General features: G+C 38.8%; 12 protein-coding genes. 8 read left to right on the top strand and 4 right to left on the bottom strand.

The features are described 5' to 3' along the window. Positions 1-3 precede the first annotated feature (3 nt). The 7 genes from ABJH98_RS01920 (at position 4) to ABJH98_RS01890 (ending at position 9,905) form a co-directional block, all read left to right on the top strand. Complete coding sequence (locus ABJH98_RS01920) at positions 4-876, top strand: bifunctional 5,10-methylenetetrahydrofolate dehydrogenase/5,10-methenyltetrahydrofolate cyclohydrolase (protein ID WP_348305923.1); 873 nt, start codon at positions 4-6, stop codon at positions 874-876. A 41-nt stretch (positions 877-917) separates the two neighbouring features. Beyond that, on the top strand, positions 918-1,499 hold the full coding sequence (locus tag ABJH98_RS01915) for a 7-carboxy-7-deazaguanine synthase QueE (protein WP_348305922.1): 582 nt from the start codon (positions 918-920) through the stop codon (positions 1,497-1,499). A gap of 29 nt (positions 1,500-1,528) precedes the next feature. Then, complete coding sequence (locus ABJH98_RS01910; RefSeq protein WP_348305921.1) at positions 1,529-3,460, top strand: OmpA family protein; 1,932 nt, start codon at positions 1,529-1,531, stop codon at positions 3,458-3,460. A gap of 167 nt (positions 3,461-3,627) precedes the next feature. Beyond that, positions 3,628-6,825 (top strand): SusC/RagA family TonB-linked outer membrane protein, encoded by a 3,198-nt coding sequence (locus ABJH98_RS01905; RefSeq protein ID WP_348305920.1) that lies wholly within the window; start codon positions 3,628-3,630, stop codon positions 6,823-6,825. A gap of 12 nt (positions 6,826-6,837) precedes the next feature. Then, positions 6,838-8,289 carry a SusD/RagB family nutrient-binding outer membrane lipoprotein gene (locus ABJH98_RS01900; RefSeq protein WP_348305919.1) on the top strand — a complete coding sequence of 484 codons (1,452 nt, stop codon included), beginning with the start codon at positions 6,838-6,840 and terminating at the stop codon, positions 8,287-8,289. A 29-nt stretch (positions 8,290-8,318) separates the two neighbouring features. Next, positions 8,319-9,041, top strand: a complete 723-nt coding sequence (locus ABJH98_RS01895; protein WP_348305918.1) for an immunoglobulin-like domain-containing protein — start codon at positions 8,319-8,321, stop codon at positions 9,039-9,041. Between the two features lie 18 nt (positions 9,042-9,059). Further along, positions 9,060-9,905, top strand: coding sequence for a hypothetical protein (locus ABJH98_RS01890; protein WP_348305917.1), 846 nt, complete (start codon positions 9,060-9,062; stop codon positions 9,903-9,905). Between the two features lie 219 nt (positions 9,906-10,124). Here ABJH98_RS01890 and ABJH98_RS01885 read toward each other — a convergent pair whose 3' ends face one another. From ABJH98_RS01885 to ABJH98_RS01870, 4 genes are all read right to left on the bottom strand, one after another. After that, positions 10,125-11,549, bottom strand: coding sequence for a hypothetical protein (locus ABJH98_RS01885; protein ID WP_348305916.1), 1,425 nt, complete (start codon positions 11,547-11,549; stop codon positions 10,125-10,127). Positions 11,550-11,635: 86 nt separating this feature from the next. Further along, on the bottom strand, positions 11,636-12,730 hold the full coding sequence (locus ABJH98_RS01880) for a DUF4249 domain-containing protein (RefSeq protein ID WP_348305915.1): 1,095 nt from the start codon (positions 12,728-12,730) through the stop codon (positions 11,636-11,638). After that, on the bottom strand, positions 12,731-13,840 hold the full coding sequence (locus ABJH98_RS01875; protein WP_348305914.1) for a DUF4249 domain-containing protein: 1,110 nt from the start codon (positions 13,838-13,840) through the stop codon (positions 12,731-12,733). It abuts the gene before it with no gap. A 12-nt stretch (positions 13,841-13,852) separates the two neighbouring features. Beyond that, positions 13,853-16,249: a TonB-dependent receptor gene (locus tag ABJH98_RS01870; RefSeq protein WP_348305913.1), complete on the bottom strand. Its 2,397-nt coding sequence runs from the start codon at positions 16,247-16,249 to the stop codon at positions 13,853-13,855. A 225-nt stretch (positions 16,250-16,474) separates the two neighbouring features. Here ABJH98_RS01870 and ABJH98_RS01865 point away from each other — a divergent pair, with 225 nt between their 5' ends. Continuing rightward, positions 16,475-17,188 carry a hypothetical protein gene (locus ABJH98_RS01865; RefSeq protein ID WP_348305912.1) on the top strand — a complete coding sequence of 238 codons (714 nt, stop codon included), beginning with the start codon at positions 16,475-16,477 and terminating at the stop codon, positions 17,186-17,188. Positions 17,189-17,201 lie beyond the last annotated feature (13 nt).

Below are 17,201 nucleotides of genomic sequence, written 5' to 3'. Positions count from 1 at the left end.
CAAATGGCTACAATAATCGACGGTAAAAAGATATCGACAGATATTAAATTAGAAATCAAAGCGCAAGTAGATGAGCTGAAAGGTGAAGGCAAGCGCGCACCGCATTTGGCTATTATTATTGTGGGCGATGATGGAGCCAGCCATACGTATGTAGGAGGGAAAATCAAGGCTTGTGCTGCTGTAGGATTTGAGTATACGTTGATGCAGTTTGCAGAGAGTATTTCAGAAGAGAAATTGCTCAAACATGTGCATAATCTCAATACGGACGATGATATTGACGGATTTATTGTCCAACTACCATTGCCAGCTCACATCTCTGTCGATAAAGTCACAGAAAGTATTTCAGCCGAAAAGGATGTAGATGGTTTTGTGAATGAAAATTTTGGCAGTATCACTTCCGATCATCCGAAATTGATGCCAGCCACCCCATTTGGCATAATGGAATTGCTCAAACGATACGAAATTGAGACAGAAGGCAAAAACTGTGTGATAGTAGGTGCCAGTCGATTAGTAGGCGCTCCATTAGCCTTGATGTTGTCTAAAGAAGGAAATGCAACTGTTACGCTTTGTAATAAATACACGGTTGACCTAGCCAACCACACCAGACAAGCAGATATCCTTGTTTCTGCCGTTGGTCTACCTGGTTTAATTACCAAAGATATGGTGCAAAAAGGTGCTGTGGTGATTGATGTGGGTACTACCAGAGTAGAGGATGCTTCAAAAAAATCAGGCTTTAGACTGTCGGGTGATGTGGATTTTGAAAATGTAGAGCCGATTGCGAGTCATATTACACCAGTGCCAGGAGGGGTTGGACCGATGACTATTGCTTCATTGATGATCCATACGCTTGAAGCCGCCAAAAAGAACCTATCGTAAGCTTGACTTTCATTCCCAAAATATCAGAGAAACTACCCATCATGGAGATTTTTTACTCCATTCAAGGGGAAGGTTTTCACTCTGGTAAACCAGCGATTTTTGTTCGGTTAGGTGGATGCGATGTGGGCTGTGTTTGGTGTGACGTGAAGGAATCATGGAATGAAGCCGATCATCCGTTTTTGACCATTGACGAGATTCTCAACGAGCTGAGTCAATATCCTTGCAAGACGCTGATCATTACAGGCGGAGAGCCTTTGATGTATGATTTGAAAGAATTGACTAGTCGGTTGAAAGCAGCGGATTATCAGATGCATTTGGAGACTTCTGGTGCTTACCCAATGACAGGTATTTGGGACTGGGTGTGTTTCTCACCAAAAAAATTCAAAGCGCCTCATGAATCGGTATATGCCCAAGCACATGAGTTGAAAGCTATCGTTTTCAATAAATCAGATTTCAAATTTGCGGAAGAACACGCAGCGGGTGTAGAAGAAAAATGCATGCTTTATCTTCAGCCTGAATGGGGGAAGGCGGATCAAATGACGGAAAAGATCATTGACTATGCGAAAGTCCATCCCCAATGGAATATTTCATTACAAACGCACAAATACCTCAATATTCCATAATATCTTCGTTAGTGCATAAAACGAGTCTTATGAGAATTGCCATTACCACCTTATTATTCTTTACTTGCTTTAGTGTATTTGGCCAATACACGAAGTATCACACCACAGACAAAAGAGCAGAAAAATACTACGAAGAAGCTCGTCAATATTTGAAACGCGCTCAGTTTCGGGAAGCTTTCGAGCCACTCCAGGATGCTTTGGATAAAGATCCTGAGTTCATTGAAGTATGGTTGGCGATGGGCAGTGCCAATTACCGATTGGGCAGATTTGATGAGACATTGGTTGCTTTGCATCGGGCATTGGAAATAGATCCTGACTATCCCAAGTCCATTTATGCTTATTTTTTGATAGGAGAGATTTACTTCAAACAGGCAAAGTATGAGGAGGCCAAGTCCTATTTAGGTCATTATCTTTCAAGGGATGATACCGAGATTCAAAAGCGTCAGCAGGCAGAAGTAATGGTGGATAATTGTCAATTCGCATTGAAGGCGATGGAGACACCATTTGATTACAATATTCAAATTCTACCCGATCACGCCAATTCATTTGCGTTGCAATACTTTCCAGTGTTATCCGTAGACCAGCAGAAAATTTATTTTACACGAAGAGAAGGATTTTCTGTACAAAACGACGAGGATATCTTCTATTGCGACAAACAGCCAGATGGCAGTTGGTCGGTACCCATGTCAATTTCTGATAAAATCAATTCCGTGTACAACGAAGGAGCAGCTTCGTTGTCGGCTAACGGACGAATGTTGGTGTTTACTTCATGTGATGGTAGGAGAGGATACGGGAGTTGTGATATCTATGTGTCTTACAAGGAGGGCAGTAACTGGTCGGAGCCAGAAAACATGGGCAATATGATCAACTCTGCAGCTTGGGAAGCTCAACCCTCCTTATCTGCTGATGGGCGCACGATTTATTTCGTTTCTAATAGGCAAGGAGGCTTTGGTCGAAAGGATATTTGGTCATCTGTTAAAAACAAGAAAGGAAAGTGGGAAACAGCTGTCAATCTTGGTAAAAAAATTAATACAAATAAAGACGAAATTTCACCCTTTATTCATGCGAATGGTGAGTCTATTTACTATTCTTCCAATGGCATAGTTGGTCTTGGGGGCTTAGATATCTATATGAGTGAAAAGGAAGATTCTCTTTGGTCTGATCCAGTCAATTTGGGTTACCCATTGAATGATGCTTATGATCAAGTTTCGCTTTACATCTCGTCCAATGGAGCGAAGGGTTATTACACCATAGAGAAGAAAGAAAGAGGTGGTTTTGAGAGTAAATTATATAGTTTCGACTTACCAGATAGCTTTCAGGTTTCCAATAAAAGTTCCTATCTGAAAGGTACCGTTACGGATGCTGAGTCTGGGTCACCATTGAGTGCTGATATCAAGCTTTATAAGTTGAATAATGAAGACTTTTATTCAGAGTTGAAATCAGATAAAAAGACCGGGGATTATACTGTGGTACTGTCTGAAAAAAACCAATATGGCTTGTATATATCTTGCAAAGGTTATTTATTCCAAGATTTTTCTTTTTCGTTTGATGAAATCGATGCCTTCGATTCTAATCTGTTGGATATAGAATTGGAGCCAGTTAAGATTGGGGCCACTACAGTTCTAGGAAATATATTCTTTGATTTTAATGAGTTTACACTGCAAAGAAAATCTATGTCTGAGCTTAAAGAAGTGTATGATTTTCTGAAGCAAAACCCCCAAGTAAAAGTCGAAATATCTGGCCACACAGATGATGTTGGATCTGCACCATATAATATGGAATTATCGACCAAAAGAGCCAAGTCTGTATATGATTTCTTACGATTCAAAAGAATCCCTTCAGAGCAAATTTCATACGTGGGCTATGGTCAAACCCGCCCGATAGCTCCCAATGATAATTTGGAAAACCAGTCCAAGAATAGGAGAATTGAGTTTAAAATTTCGGAAATTTCGAATCAATAGCGTATAAAACCTATATGCTCACCCTTATGCCTTATTATTACTTTATTTAGACTAAATGTCGTCTAAATAACCTTTTCAATTAAATGTCTTAGTACCGTAAGGGTAAAATTGACTTGTCCTTTTATCAGGCCAGTTAAACATATTTTATCATTAAAAACTAAGACAATATGAGAAAACTACTACTAAGTATCATGTTGCTGTCTGCACTCATAGGTGAGTCGTGGGCGCAAGATCGTACCGTGTCTGGTAAGGTGACTTCCGAAGAGGATGGTTCGACTTTGCCTGGTGTGACGGTTGTATTAAAAGGAACTGTCACAGGAACAACTTCGGATTTGGATGGTAATTACAAATTATCTATCCCAAGTGAAGGTGGAACTTTGGTTTATTCTTTCGTGGGAATGGCCTCTCAAGAAGTGGAAATTGGTCAGCGAAGTGTAATAGACGTTACCTTGCTTCCAGATGCTCAGCAGTTGACCGAAGTTGTGGTTACAGCTGTAGGAATTGAAAGAAGTGCCAAAACACTTAGCTACTCTGTAACGGCTGTTGATAACGATGAGTTGACAAAGACTAAAAGTACAACTCTTTTGAATTCGCTACAAGGAAAGGTTCCTGGTGCTCAGATTCAAACATCTTCAGGTGCTCCTGGTTCATCGCAAAAAATTCTATTAAGAGGTATTTCTACTTTAGGGAATGGTGATGGTCAGCCACTAATCATTATTGATGGTATCCCAATGAACAATGGGCAGATGGGTACATTTGATGGCCAGACTTCTATAGGAGATGCTGGATCATTTTCTGAAGTTACTGATGCGGGTAATGGCATTTCCACTTTGGAGCCTGAAAACATCGAAAGCGTAAGTATCTTGAAAGGTATCTCTGCAGCGGCTCTTTATGGATCAGCAGCTGGTAACGGTGCCATTATCATTACAACCAAAAATGGTAAAGGAGCAGCTTCTCAAGGAAGATCTCAAGTGACTTTTTCTTCTTCATATATGATGGAATCTCCATTGAGATTACCTAAAGTACAAACTGTATTCGGATTGGGACAGCTTGGAGAAAATGTTTTCTATAATAATGATCAGGAAACATGGGGTGAGCCTTATGACGGAGTTTCGAGACCTTATTCACAAGTAGTTGGAGATCAACAATTGTGGAAACCTTATTCGGCCACTCCGCAATCGCTAAGAAATGCGTTTGATCTAGGTAGTGCTTTCAAAAACACAATTACCTTCTCAGGGGGAAGTGATGTAGCAAACTTTTTTGCTTCTTATTCTTTCCTTGACCAAGAGGGTATAGTTCCATATACAGGACTTGAAAGACACAACTTGAAATTGACAGGTGGTTCTAAGCTGAGCAATAACCTTTCTATTAAAGGATCAGTAGAGTATACTAAAACATACCAAGATGGTAGTCCTCAAGGTTTTGGTGGAAACTCTGATGCTGGTTTTTATGGAAACTTGTTAAGAACTTCATCGGATTTGAATACTGAAGAAGCAAAAGATTTCAACGATCCATTTTATGATATCGCTGGATACTTTACTCCTTTCAACTCGAATCCATTTAGAGCGGCTGCGACGCGCGAAGATTTAACTGATTGGAACCGTGTGAATGGTTTTGTGGAGTTGGGATTTCAACCAATTGATGTTTTAAACTTTACAATAAGAGCAGGAGCTGATTTAAGTGATAGAGAATTGGAGCAATGGAGACCGATTGAGTTTGCAGGTGCGCCAAATAACATAAACAGACCTGGTACTATTAGAGTGGCCAACAGCAAAACTTCACAATTCAATTTGGATGCAATTACAACATTCAACAAGAACATAACTGAAGATTTGAGTTTGACGGTACTTGCTGGATTGAATGTTAGAGATAACAAGGCAGAAACTACTACAGCACAGCAACCTGCTTTAGGTATTGCAGGGTTTAGAAGTTTGAATAATGCAAGTGCACCTCCGATTGTAGGACAAGGATTCGCACAGAGAAGATTAGTTGGAGCGTACGGACAAGCTTCTGTGGGTTTCAAAAATACTTATCACTTGGAGTTTACTGCTAGAAATGACTGGTCTTCTACATTACCAGTAGACGCCAATTCATTTTTCTATTGGTCTACAGCAGCTAACGTGATCGTTTCTGAATTAATTGATATGGGTCCTATTAACTCATTAAAAATTAGGGGAGCTTATTCTCAAGTGGGAAATGATGCTCAGCCATATAATACGAGCTCAACTTATATAGTTTCACTAGATCCAAATATTAATTCACAGCGTTCTGCAGCTTATCCATTTACCGGGTTTGTAGGGGCAAGAGCGAGTAACACTGTTGGTAATCCAGCTTTGAAGCCAGAAACTACTAAAGGTTTTGAGATTGGTGCAGAGATGGGAATTTTGAATGAAAGGATCAGTTTTGATGTGGCTTACTACGATCAATTGTCTGAAGATCAAATCCAGCCAGTAGCAGTTCCTAATACTACCGGATTTACTACTAGGATTTTGAATGCTGGATCTATCAGAAATAAAGGTGTGGAAATGATTCTGACTGCTGTACCAGTAGAAGGAGAATTCACTTGGACAGTGAGTATGAACTACACTAAAAACAAAAACATCGTAGAAGAGATTGCTCCAGGTTTGGACAAAATAAATCTTGGAGGTATCACATCAGGTGGAGCCGCTATGAATATTGTAGCTATCCCAGGTGAGCCATATGGTTTGTTTGAGTATACAACTTACCAAAAAGATCCAAACGGCAATTTGATTGTAGACGCAAACGGACGTCCTCAGTTTGATAACGACGGAAATGTATCTGACGGAAGATCAATCCAACCAGATTTTACCGCAGGTATCAGTAATACTTTTGGGTACAAAGGATTGAGATTATCAGTAAACTTCCAAGGACAAAGTGGAGGTAGTTTTTATTCTGCTACTTATGCACAGTTTGAGACTCCAGGAAAATCTCATTCTACTACCTACAATATGAGACATCCATGGATTGTACCTGGATCCGTTTTGGATAATGGAGATGGAACTTACTCTCCTAACACTACGAATTTTGTCACTGACGCGAATCAGTATTGGAACAACAGAACAATTGAGGACTACTTACTTGATGCTAGTTATATCAAGTTGAGAGAACTTTCATTGAGCTATGATCTTCCAACTCGTTGGTTTGAAAACACGCCAATTAGATCACTTAATATCGCGGCAATCGGAAGCAATTTATTCTTGTGGACACCAAGCGAAAATGTATATGCTGATCCAGAGCAATCTCTTGGGTTTGGTATTGGTCAAACAAGTAGTGTACCAGGCTTTGAATATGCTTCAATTCCTTCTACCAGGTCTTACGGTTTTTCTTTGAGAGCTACACTTTAAAATATTATAAAGATGAAGAAATATATAAATAAACTAATGATTGTTTCAGCCACTTTTGGTCTAATGACTTTAGGTGCGTGTGATGATTATTTAGATATAAACAACGACCCAACGCAGGTTGTAGACCCAGATCCCAATTTTACTTTGACTTCAGGGATCATTGATGTTGCATATTTCCATACTGATGCGTATGGTCTAGCAGCAGGTTATTGGGTGCAGTATATTACCCAGGCTGGAAATGTAGCTGGGGTAACGGCTCAAGATCAGTACCAGGTTTTGCCTGGAGATAATGCTTATCAGAGAGATTTTAACGGTTTGTATTCAGGACCTCTTCAGGATCTGGTTTATACTTCTGAAGAAGGTGTGCTCAGAGAGCAAACTAATGTTGCAGCAATTGCTGAAATATTGAAAGCTTACACGTTCCATTCTTTGGTTGACATGTTTGATCGTGTGCCATATACTCAGGCAAATAAAATCGATGAATTTCCAAACCCAGTATATGACGATGGTCAAGATGTATATGACGATTTGATTTTGAAAATTAATGACGCGATTGCGGCTATTGATCCATTATCAATTGAGTCTATTACTGGAGATGTCATCTTTGGAGGTGATATGAATCGTTGGTTGGAATTTGCTAACACATTGAAATTGAAAATATACCTAAGACAGACAGAAGCTCGTGCCTCTGTGGCTCAAAATGGTGTTGAATCTTTGGATGGTGAGGCATTTTTAGCTACTGATGCACTGATGGCATTTGATCAATCAAATCCGTCAAACAGACACCCAGCAGAATTGGCTGATATAGGAACTCAATCTTTTAATGCTGCTAGTGGTACCATTGGAAATTACATGGCTCTTATGAACGACCCACGGATTGATATTTTCTTTCGTGCGCCAGTTGATCCTGATCCCGTGAATCCACATCAATTTATTACACAAGCTGATGGTCCAAATGTAACTGGTCCTGACGCAGGATTGAGCTATTATTCTGCGAGAGGGAATTACATGATAGGCACAGGTTCAGCTTTTCCATATTTCACTGCAGCAGAGTCGAACTTTTTACAAGCCGAGGCAGCGCTAAGAGGATGGATTACTACAGGAACAGCTCAGGAGTTTTATGAGCAAGGAATCAGAGATTCATTTGCTAGCGCTGGCCTTTCTGGTGCTGATACTTGGATAGCTAACTTTGCACCTTACCCAACTGGGGGAACATTCGATGACCAATTGGAGGCTATTATGATGGCCAAATGGGTGGCACTGATTCGCCAGCCTATCGAAATGTGGAATGAGTGGAAGCGAACAGGTTATCCTGATACTGATGTGATAGCCACTAGTACTGCAAGTTTGTTAAATCCAGGAGAATTTCCTTTGAGATTTCCTCCAACTCAGACTGAAGCAGATTTGAATGAAAATACTCCTGAAGTAGTTTCTTTGGCAACCCCAGTTTGGTGGGACAGATAAGGTGATCTTTTAATCTTAAATGAATAAAAATGAAAAATTTGAAATATTTATTATTAGCGATTTTACCTGCTGTTGTTCTATCGGGTTGTGCCGAGGATATGCCATCAGGTGAGCTGATTACATACCCTACAATTGTATTTACTGGGGAAACATCAATTACGTTGGCTCCAGGTGAAGTTTATGAAGAGCCGGGCGTAGATGCTTTTCAGGGTGATGAGGTACTGCCTCTTGAAACATCCGTATCTTCTAGATACAGAGGGTACTCTGGATCTGAAGTGGGTTCTGATCCAGATGTATACTATGTGAATTATTCTGCTACCAATGAAGATGGATTCGTTGGTACAGCCGCACGTACAGTGATTGTACCACCAGTGGCAGGAGATTTGGTGACAGACCTTTCTGGATATTACACTGCTACTACCACTAGAATAGGTGGTGAGTCTTATAGTGGCATGGAAGTGATGATTTGGCCCGAAGGCGGAAATGTATATGGAATTTCATGTAACATTGGTCACTTCTACGCTGATGGTAGAGGTTTTGGACCTACGGATAACCTTTACTTAGGTGCTGGTAGTACAATAACTGTAAATGGTCCTGGTGATTATACTTTTACCTCTGGTTTTTTCTCAGGTTTCGGAATTAATTTCACTATCACTAGTATGACTGTAAATGCAGCTACAAAAACCATAACATGGTCAGGCGAAGGCAACTTTGCTAATTCTGTTTGGGATGTGGTTGCAGTTCAACAATAACTTAAAAGGACAATTAATATGAAAACGATATATAAATTTAATTTAGCTATTATTTGCGCCTTGTTCTTGATCACATCCTGTGAGATAGATGATGGTGACGATAGAGATGTAGAATTTACTCCTAAGTTGGGTACAGCTACTATTAATTTAATAAATGCCGTGACTTCGGCAGACGAATTGGAAGCACAAGGCTTTCCAATCAACGGTGTGGATCTGTGGGTGGATGAAACTAAACATGGACAGAATATGCAGTTAGGAGATATTCTTACTGTAGATCATGAGTTTCCTCAAGGTAGTATGTTTAGAGCGGTACATGGTGATCAATCTCCTACTTACTTAACTAACGGAGTGGTAGATTATCACACCATTTTTGCTTCAAATACTGCAGCTGCCATGCTTCCAGCAGAACACAATGTTCCGTTGCAAGGTCAATTGATTGATGGCGCTTCTTACACTGCCATTTACTTTGACTTTGGTGGACTCAGCCATGATTACCCTGCTGTTCAGTTGATAGAAGATGATTTGACTGCGCCAACAGGAGGTAATGCTAAAGTCAGATTTGTGAATGCAGCTGGTGGCGAGTGTTGGAACAACAGTTGTGTCACTACATTTATGAATGGCACTACTAATTTGGGGACTGCTATTTGGGGACCATTTGGAGCTGCTATCACAGATTTTGTAGAAGTTTCTGCTGGTTCGTTGAACATTGAGACTTTAGACGGAGATGGTGCATCTTATTTTACAGGTTCTGTAAATGTTACTTCTGGAGGTGTTTATACAATTGTATTTTCTGGTAATGAAGGCTACAGTGATAGCCCTACTGTAACCCCAGAACCAAATAAATATACGGTTCTTCAACACTAAGAACTGATTTGATAACAAGTATAAAGGCTTGCCATATGGCAAGCCTTTTTTGTTTTAATTGAATTATTTCAATTAATCCCGGTTCTCACAAAATCATAATCCTATAGATTACTGCTACAGCAGATAAATTGTGCATGTTTCCTTGTGAATTCTAACATAGAATCCATTCATCAAAGTGTATTTATAAAAACGACATTTGCTATTTTGAACTTCGTGTTTTTAGTCATATAAAAAACTATATTGACTTTTTAGACCGTTAAAAGCAGGATTCTGTTGTATTTGATGCAATAATTTAATGTTGATTTTCTTGGCTTTTTTCAGATGATCCATTGCTTCTTCTTTTTGGTTGAATTGGGCGCAAAGAATGGATTGATTCCATAAGAACCAGATTGAATTAGGATAAAGGTACAAATTGAGTTCATGCATTGATAGGACCAACTTAGGATTATTGAAGGTTTTAGCACTTTGTACTTGGTTATGCACCTGTCCTCTTAAGAAATCGATAAGTCGAGCCGCCGAAAGTCCTTTTGAGTTGTCTGGACTTACTTTACCACTTATTTGACCTATTTCACTTTTCCACCATCGAAGTGAATATTTTCCGGAGTCAGCTTCAAAATTTGGTATGAAGAAGTATGATCTGAATTCGTTTAGAGCCTTTACCAATGCGATTTGTTCTTCCTCTTCATTTTTAAGTATTTTTTCTTCTTGCTTGAAGGCTTTATCGAATTTCTTTTCTGATTCTATATCTAAGATTCTTTCGTTTATTGTTGAATGATTGAAGTCCTTGAAGTTCTTCAAAATCGCCTGATAACTTTTGTATTTTTCTACATTAGACATGGCTTGTGTTGTATCTAAATATTGAGTTCTGAGATTTATATAAGATTTCAATTTCGAAGGTTCATTCATTTTGACATTATACTCATGAAGACCTAAGTGCCAAAGGATCGCCTGATCATATATTTCTTTAGGAGGCCATTGGTGCGCAGCATTGTAAGTAATGAGAGTATTCTTGACTCCCATTTCAACAAGCGTTTGTTGAAATTTAGTATGTTCTAAATAGTTCATGTCTCGGTTGCCCACTATGCCAACATATGGAGTGATATAAGCTTGCTCATTAAATAAAGCACCATCTCCTCGTGGTCCTGCGACAGCAATTACTCCAGATATATTTGGATTATTCTGAGCAACTAGCTGAGAAAATCTACCGCCTCCAGAAAACCCACTGGTTAACTGATCTTGGAGGTCGATGTTGAGCCAAGAATTAATATCATCAGACATTTTCTGATAAGCATTTTCATTGTTCAGAATTGGGCCATTTCTCGAATTGTATGAACAAGCCAGTATTAATTCATGCGTCTCTGCCAGTTCTTTATAGAGCATTAAGGGTAGTTTGGCTCTAGCAGCAGGCTCGAAAATGTAAATGATTGGCCAAGACTTTGATTTGTCATAAGTGGATGGAACATAAACAGCATAAAATTGATTGCTATCGTTTTTACAAAAAATGGAGTCCATAATTGACCCTGGAACGACCTTGTGTTTGTTTTTGTCATCTTCTGGGGTAGCTCCCTTAAGTGAAAAAGCCAATAAGGCAGTCTTAATTAAGAATAAAAGGATGAATGTTCTCTTATATGGAAGTGCTATCATAAAAATCTAACAGCAAGATTCTTTTTATCACCTACTATTCTATTCAGTTAATTGTGTGATTGTAATCTAGCTGACATGTTCATTTGCTACAATGGCCAATAATCGGGTCGGACATTTGTAGCAGGCCAGTATCTACAGTCAATACACTCCAATGGAATACACTCCCTATCGCAATTTATAGGTCCTAAATTTCCAGGAACATCCGCATCTTCAAGTATCACTCGAGCGACAGTTATGGCGGAAGCTCCAAAATATCCCAATACAATTTCATCTGGATTGTCCTTTGAAATAATATTACCTCTGATTTGAAAATTTGGGCTTTCGAATACAGTGCCCGTATTTTCGTTTTGCGATTGGATTGAGTTCCAATATTCAAAGGCAGTTTTTGTCAAAGAGAACTGTTCTATGTTGGCGGCATATCCAATATTGAATCGTCGATCGGCAGGTGAAGAATAGATAAAGTATTCCTCAATTGTTCTACCATTAAAAAGCAAATCATCGTCAAGTTTGAGAAACTCCAGATCAAAAGCCGTGGCCCAACATGTCTTCATGGTCTCATCTGGACATATCCCACAGGTAGGGTCGCAGTCATCAGGTACTTCAATACTCTCTGAGTAAGGAGCGAAAACCTCATAAACACCTTTGTACCCCCAGCGGTAAAAATCTTTTGTTTCCGAATTATCTGTAAAAGTGATACTGAAACTTACTTCAGGGGATTTTACAATTGAACCATTGTTTGATGATAAGGATTCACTATAGGTGTTTTCAAAACAAACATTATCTATTGTTGCGCCATTAGGCAATAATTTTTCTGATCTGGAGTAATATTCTCTTCCATCATTAAGGACTACGTGTAATGTGTAAACTCTGCCAATTATACCAGCAAAGTTGTTTGGTGTATAATAATTACCATTTTTTCCTTCTATCAATTGTACTAGATTGTTTTCATCATCTGATATATCCACTTGAGCTTTTTGGACAATTGGATCTATTGCCTTAAAAAGAGGGTTTTCATCGAATGGATAAGAGAGAGCAATTTGTATCCGATGGGCTTTGGGTTCGTTTGTTAGCCATCCTTGAATCACCAATGCAGTTTCAGAAGATAGAGGCACTTTGATTTCATCAACACATCTAGTCAGAATGAAGTATGATAATGTTAAGAAGTATATCATCTTTTTCATCTAAGGCCAATAGTCTGGTTTTATATTTGTGGCTGGCCAAAAACTGCAATCTATACATGCAGCAGGTATGCAGCCAGAGGCATTAGCAGAGCAGTCTATCGGGCCAGATTTGAACATGACATCAGGCACTTCAGAACCATCAACAATCAATCTAGCGGTTGTTTTTGCAGAAGCACTGAAATATCCAAGTACTAGCTTTTCTGGATCCTCATCGAAGTAAATATTTCCTCGAATTTGATAGTTAGGCGTTTCAAAAACAGTCCCATTGTTTGTGAGTTGAGTGCTTAGTGCATTATAGTAATCAAATGCAGATTTTGTAAGGGAATATAATTCTATATGTGCGGCATAGTAAAAATTGAATTGTCGATCTGCGGGAGTGGTATAGATAGCATAATCATCAACCGTTTTCCCATTAAAAAGTTCGTCACTAACAACTTTGATAAATTCATTGTCGAATACATTGGCCCAACATCTTTTAGTGGGAACTTTACAAGGACCACATTTAACTGAAGGAGGTGTTTCAGCATCACAAGGAGGAGATGTGTCTGCAAGAGGAGCTTCCACTTCGTAGACTCCTGTATATCCCCATCTATAGTAATCATCCGTTTCTCCTCGATCTGTGAACTTAGCAGTAAACTGTACTTCTTTTACATCGGTAGTTGATTCTGATGTACTTACTTGTGTGAGTACATTTTCAAAACAGACCTCTTCAATAACAGCACCGACAGGAAGCAATATTTCGGGTTTGGAGTAATAAACTTCTCCAGTTTTTAGTGTGACCTGTAAGGTGTAGATTTTGCCAATTTCACCTGCAAAAACAGAGGGTGTGTGGTATGCTCCATTTTTTCCCTCAAATAATGCTGTCACATTACCGTCATTATCTGATATCTCAACCTGAGCTCCAAAAACCAAGGGGTCAATGGGTGTGAACGTAGGGTTGTCATTGAAAGAATAAGAATGTGAAAGTTGAATAGTATGATTTTTAGCCTCATCTGTAATAGACCCATCGATTGTAAGAATAGCTTCTCCAGACAACGGAATATCAATTTCGTCAACGCAGCCGGCTAAAAAAAATGATACAATTGATAGGGCTTTGAAAAAGTGTCTCATGCAATTGGAAGATTAAAAATTAAAATTGAATGTAAGGGAAGGAAAAGCATGGCCTAAAACTGATAGTTTATATGCCTTCGGTGGTACGCCTAACTTATTAATGAAAAATACGGAATATGCGTTTTTCCTTCCAAGTAGGTTGTAAATTGAAAATGTCCAATTGTAATCCCAATTACGGTCTATTCTTGGTTTACTTTTTATAGTCATGGATACGTCCAGTCTATAATAATCTGGAATTCGGTCTTGATTCCTCGCTGAGAAATTGGCCACACCAGTTAAATTAGAGACATTGTATGCAGATAATGGAACAGTTAAAGGTCTTCCCGTGCTATAGGTGAAATTAGTTCCAATCTCAACAATTGGACTTACCTTATGATTGATAGCCAAAGTAACATCATGGGGCTTGTCATAATTTGCTGGATAGCGATGACCTAAATTGATTTTTTCATCATCATATTCTCCACTTACTGTTCTAAATGTTCTGGAGTAAGTATAGCTGACCCAACCTGTAGTGAGCCCTTTCTTTTTGTTCACGAAGATTTCAATACCGTAGGCTTCTGAATTGCCTGGGATCAGTTCGCTTTCAATGTTATCATTCATAAGAAGAACTGCCCCATCTTTATAGTCTAAAATATGGCTGGCCTTCTTCTTATAAACTTCTATTGAAGATTCTATGGCATTGTCATTCCAATTTCTAAAGAACCCAATGGAATACTGATCTCCAATCTCTGGCTCAATGTATTTATTGCTTGTTTTCCAAAAATCTGTAGGTGTAGCTGCAGCTGTATTTGAAATCAAGTGTAGGTACTGTCGAGTTCGATTATAACTCATTTTTATGGAGTTGAAATCGTTGATCGTATAGTTTAGAACTACTCTGGGTTCAAATCCCTGATAGGTGGCAATGGTTTTGCCACTATTGTAATAGATGGTATCTACAATATTAGAATTGTTTTTTGAGTCACCTGTTCCATAAATAAAATCGCTTCCTGGCCCGAAATTATCAAACCTAGAAAACCTTATTCCTGGTCGAATAGATAGCTTATCATTGATTTTGATTTGGTCCTCTATAAAGATGGAAGACTCCAATGACTTCTCTTTTTCTATGGATTTAGCCTCTACTGGTGAATCTGCCGATAATGGCTTTCTGTCTCCAGGTAAAAAATCGTACAACAATGTTTCGAATCCAAAATTTATTGTATTTGACGCACCTAACTTATAGACTATATTAGACTTTAGGCTTTTATATGCGATTTCAGAATCAATTCTAAAATCATTGGCATTACCCTCATTTTCTATTTGATAGGAGTATTTCCCTACTAGTGCAGTTGTATTCAATGATAACTTCTCCGAAAACATCTGGTTCCATTTTAGGACGTGATTGGATGTTTGCCAGCTAAAACTAGTATCTGATGCAAAGCTGAAGCCATCACCACTGATATAGCCTGAATAGCTTATTTGGCATTTGTCATTCACTAAATAAGAAACCTTTGCATTAAAATCCTGAAAAGAGGCAGAACTGTTTTTAACATCAATATTATTCACTCGTTTGAGCAGCCAATCCGTATAAAAAATACGACCACCGAGCAAAACAGAAACTTTGTCTTTAATGATTGGTCCATCTACAGCTAACTTACTTGATACTAAACCCACTCCTCCTGAGACATGGTAATCTCTGTAGCTTCCATCTCTAAGTTCTACATCCAAAAGTGACGAAAGACGCCCACCATAGCTGGATGGGATGCCACTTTTATATAAGGTTGCGTTTTTGACCACCAGAGGATTAAAGGATGAGAAAAATCCAAAAACATGTGAAGAGTTGAATAACAAACCTCCGTCTTGTAAGACAAGGTTTTGATCAATTCCACCGCCTCTTACATTAAATCCGCTAGACCCTTCACCAACTGTTGATACGCCAGGTAAAAGCATCAAACTTTTAATCACATCAGGCTCTCCCATAAATGAAGGCAGTGAGTTGATTTTTTCTATACTTAATGAATTTTTACCGACATCAAGACTTTTGACATTGGCATCAGCTTTTTCACTGTATATAATAAACTCATCCAGTTCAAGCGTTTTTTCCGACATTTCAAGATTTAAAACTTGATCCTTGAGGAAATCGATTTTTTCCTCCTGCTTTCCCAGTCCAACTCGACTATATTCAATTACAAATGTGCCAAGTGGAATAATAATCTCATAGTTCCCATTGGTATCTGTAATTGTTCCTTTTTTTAAACTTGGTACATAGACATTCACACCCACCAAACCTTCTCCTGTCCAATTGCTAGTTACTCTCCCAGATAATTTGGCTTTATAGGATTGAGAAAAAAGGGAATGGTTGGTCAATAGTAGGAAGCTAAGAATTAGCATAAATGCGCAACCATGCAATCGGTGAGTAAGAGTTTCGTACATCTAATTTGAAAGAAATATTTCTGTATTTTTTGAGTCTGCCAATTCCTTGCAATAGGTAGTATAGCAGGACGAAATTAAAGGATATCGTCACTTGTAAAATTTATTTCATTGCACTAATGATAGGAATGTCGGCAATGATACAAATCCGTCTTTCGGAGTAATGGGGAAAGGTTTTTAGGTTGTTGGGGCAATTTTCAGTTGGGTACATTTGGTGACGGAGTCACTATGAATGCAAAGGTAGGTGAGCCATATGGTGTTTTGTTTGGTACAGATTATACCTACTTAGATCCGGATAACCCTAAAGCAAGCGAGCGAATAGTTGATGCAAGTGGAGATTATGTAATTACAGCTACTTCTGACAATGCTATTGGAAATGTCAACCCCAATTGGACAGCAGGTATAACAAACACATTCACTTACAAAGGATTGTCTCTTTCGGCATTGATAGATATTCAGGATGGAGGGAGTATATTCTCTCTAGATCAAGCATACGGAAGAGCAACAGGATTGTATGAGGAAACAGATTTTATTAATGATTTAGGTAATCCTGTCAGAAATTCATTAGCTGATGGTGGAGGATATATTTTCGAAGGGGTGCAAGCTGATGGAACGCCAAACACAGTAAGAAGAGACGCTGAACAGTGGGGAGGCTTCGGGTATGTTGGTGGTGTATCAAATAAAGCTCATGTTTATGATGCTGGATATATCAAGTTAAGAGAGGTGGCTCTTAATTATACTCTTCCTTCAAGTTTGCTTTCTAATATTTTTATCAGAACAGCCTCTGTTGGAATTTATGGGTCCAACCTTGCTATTCTTAAAAAACACTTACCTCATGCCGATCCTGAATCAGGTTTGAGCTCAGGTAATCTTCAAGGATATAGCATTGGCTCTTTGCCATCTGTCAGAGAGATTGGATTCAATGTCAAACTCACATTTTAATTATAAACGAAAA

The organism is Reichenbachiella sp., assembly GCF_039969095.1.
GTDB lineage: Bacteria > Bacteroidota > Bacteroidia > Cytophagales > Cyclobacteriaceae > Reichenbachiella.
Note: the sequence above shows the minus strand (reverse complement) of the source record. Positions and strands in the feature narration are given on the sequence as shown.

Coding starts and splice junctions, on each gene's coding strand:
- ABJH98_RS01910 (WP_348305921.1), top strand. CDS start 1,529: ATGAGAATTGCCATTACCACCTTATTATTCTTTACTTGCTTTAGTGTA.
- ABJH98_RS01920 (WP_348305923.1), top strand. CDS start 4: ATGGCTACAATAATCGACGGTAAAAAGATATCGACAGATATTAAATTA.
- ABJH98_RS01875 (WP_348305914.1), bottom strand. CDS start 13,840: ATGAGACACTTTTTCAAAGCCCTATCAATTGTATCATTTTTTTTAGCC.
- ABJH98_RS01890 (WP_348305917.1), top strand. CDS start 9,060: ATGAAAACGATATATAAATTTAATTTAGCTATTATTTGCGCCTTGTTC.
- ABJH98_RS01870 (WP_348305913.1), bottom strand. CDS start 16,249: ATGTACGAAACTCTTACTCACCGATTGCATGGTTGCGCATTTATGCTA.
- ABJH98_RS01865 (WP_348305912.1), top strand. CDS start 16,475: ATGAATGCAAAGGTAGGTGAGCCATATGGTGTTTTGTTTGGTACAGAT.
- ABJH98_RS01885 (WP_348305916.1), bottom strand. CDS start 11,549: ATGATAGCACTTCCATATAAGAGAACATTCATCCTTTTATTCTTAATT.
- ABJH98_RS01900 (WP_348305919.1), top strand. CDS start 6,838: ATGAAGAAATATATAAATAAACTAATGATTGTTTCAGCCACTTTTGGT.
- ABJH98_RS01895 (WP_348305918.1), top strand. CDS start 8,319: ATGAAAAATTTGAAATATTTATTATTAGCGATTTTACCTGCTGTTGTT.
- ABJH98_RS01905 (WP_348305920.1), top strand. CDS start 3,628: ATGAGAAAACTACTACTAAGTATCATGTTGCTGTCTGCACTCATAGGT.
- ABJH98_RS01915 (WP_348305922.1), top strand. CDS start 918: ATGGAGATTTTTTACTCCATTCAAGGGGAAGGTTTTCACTCTGGTAAA.
- ABJH98_RS01880 (WP_348305915.1), bottom strand. CDS start 12,730: ATGAAAAAGATGATATACTTCTTAACATTATCATACTTCATTCTGACT.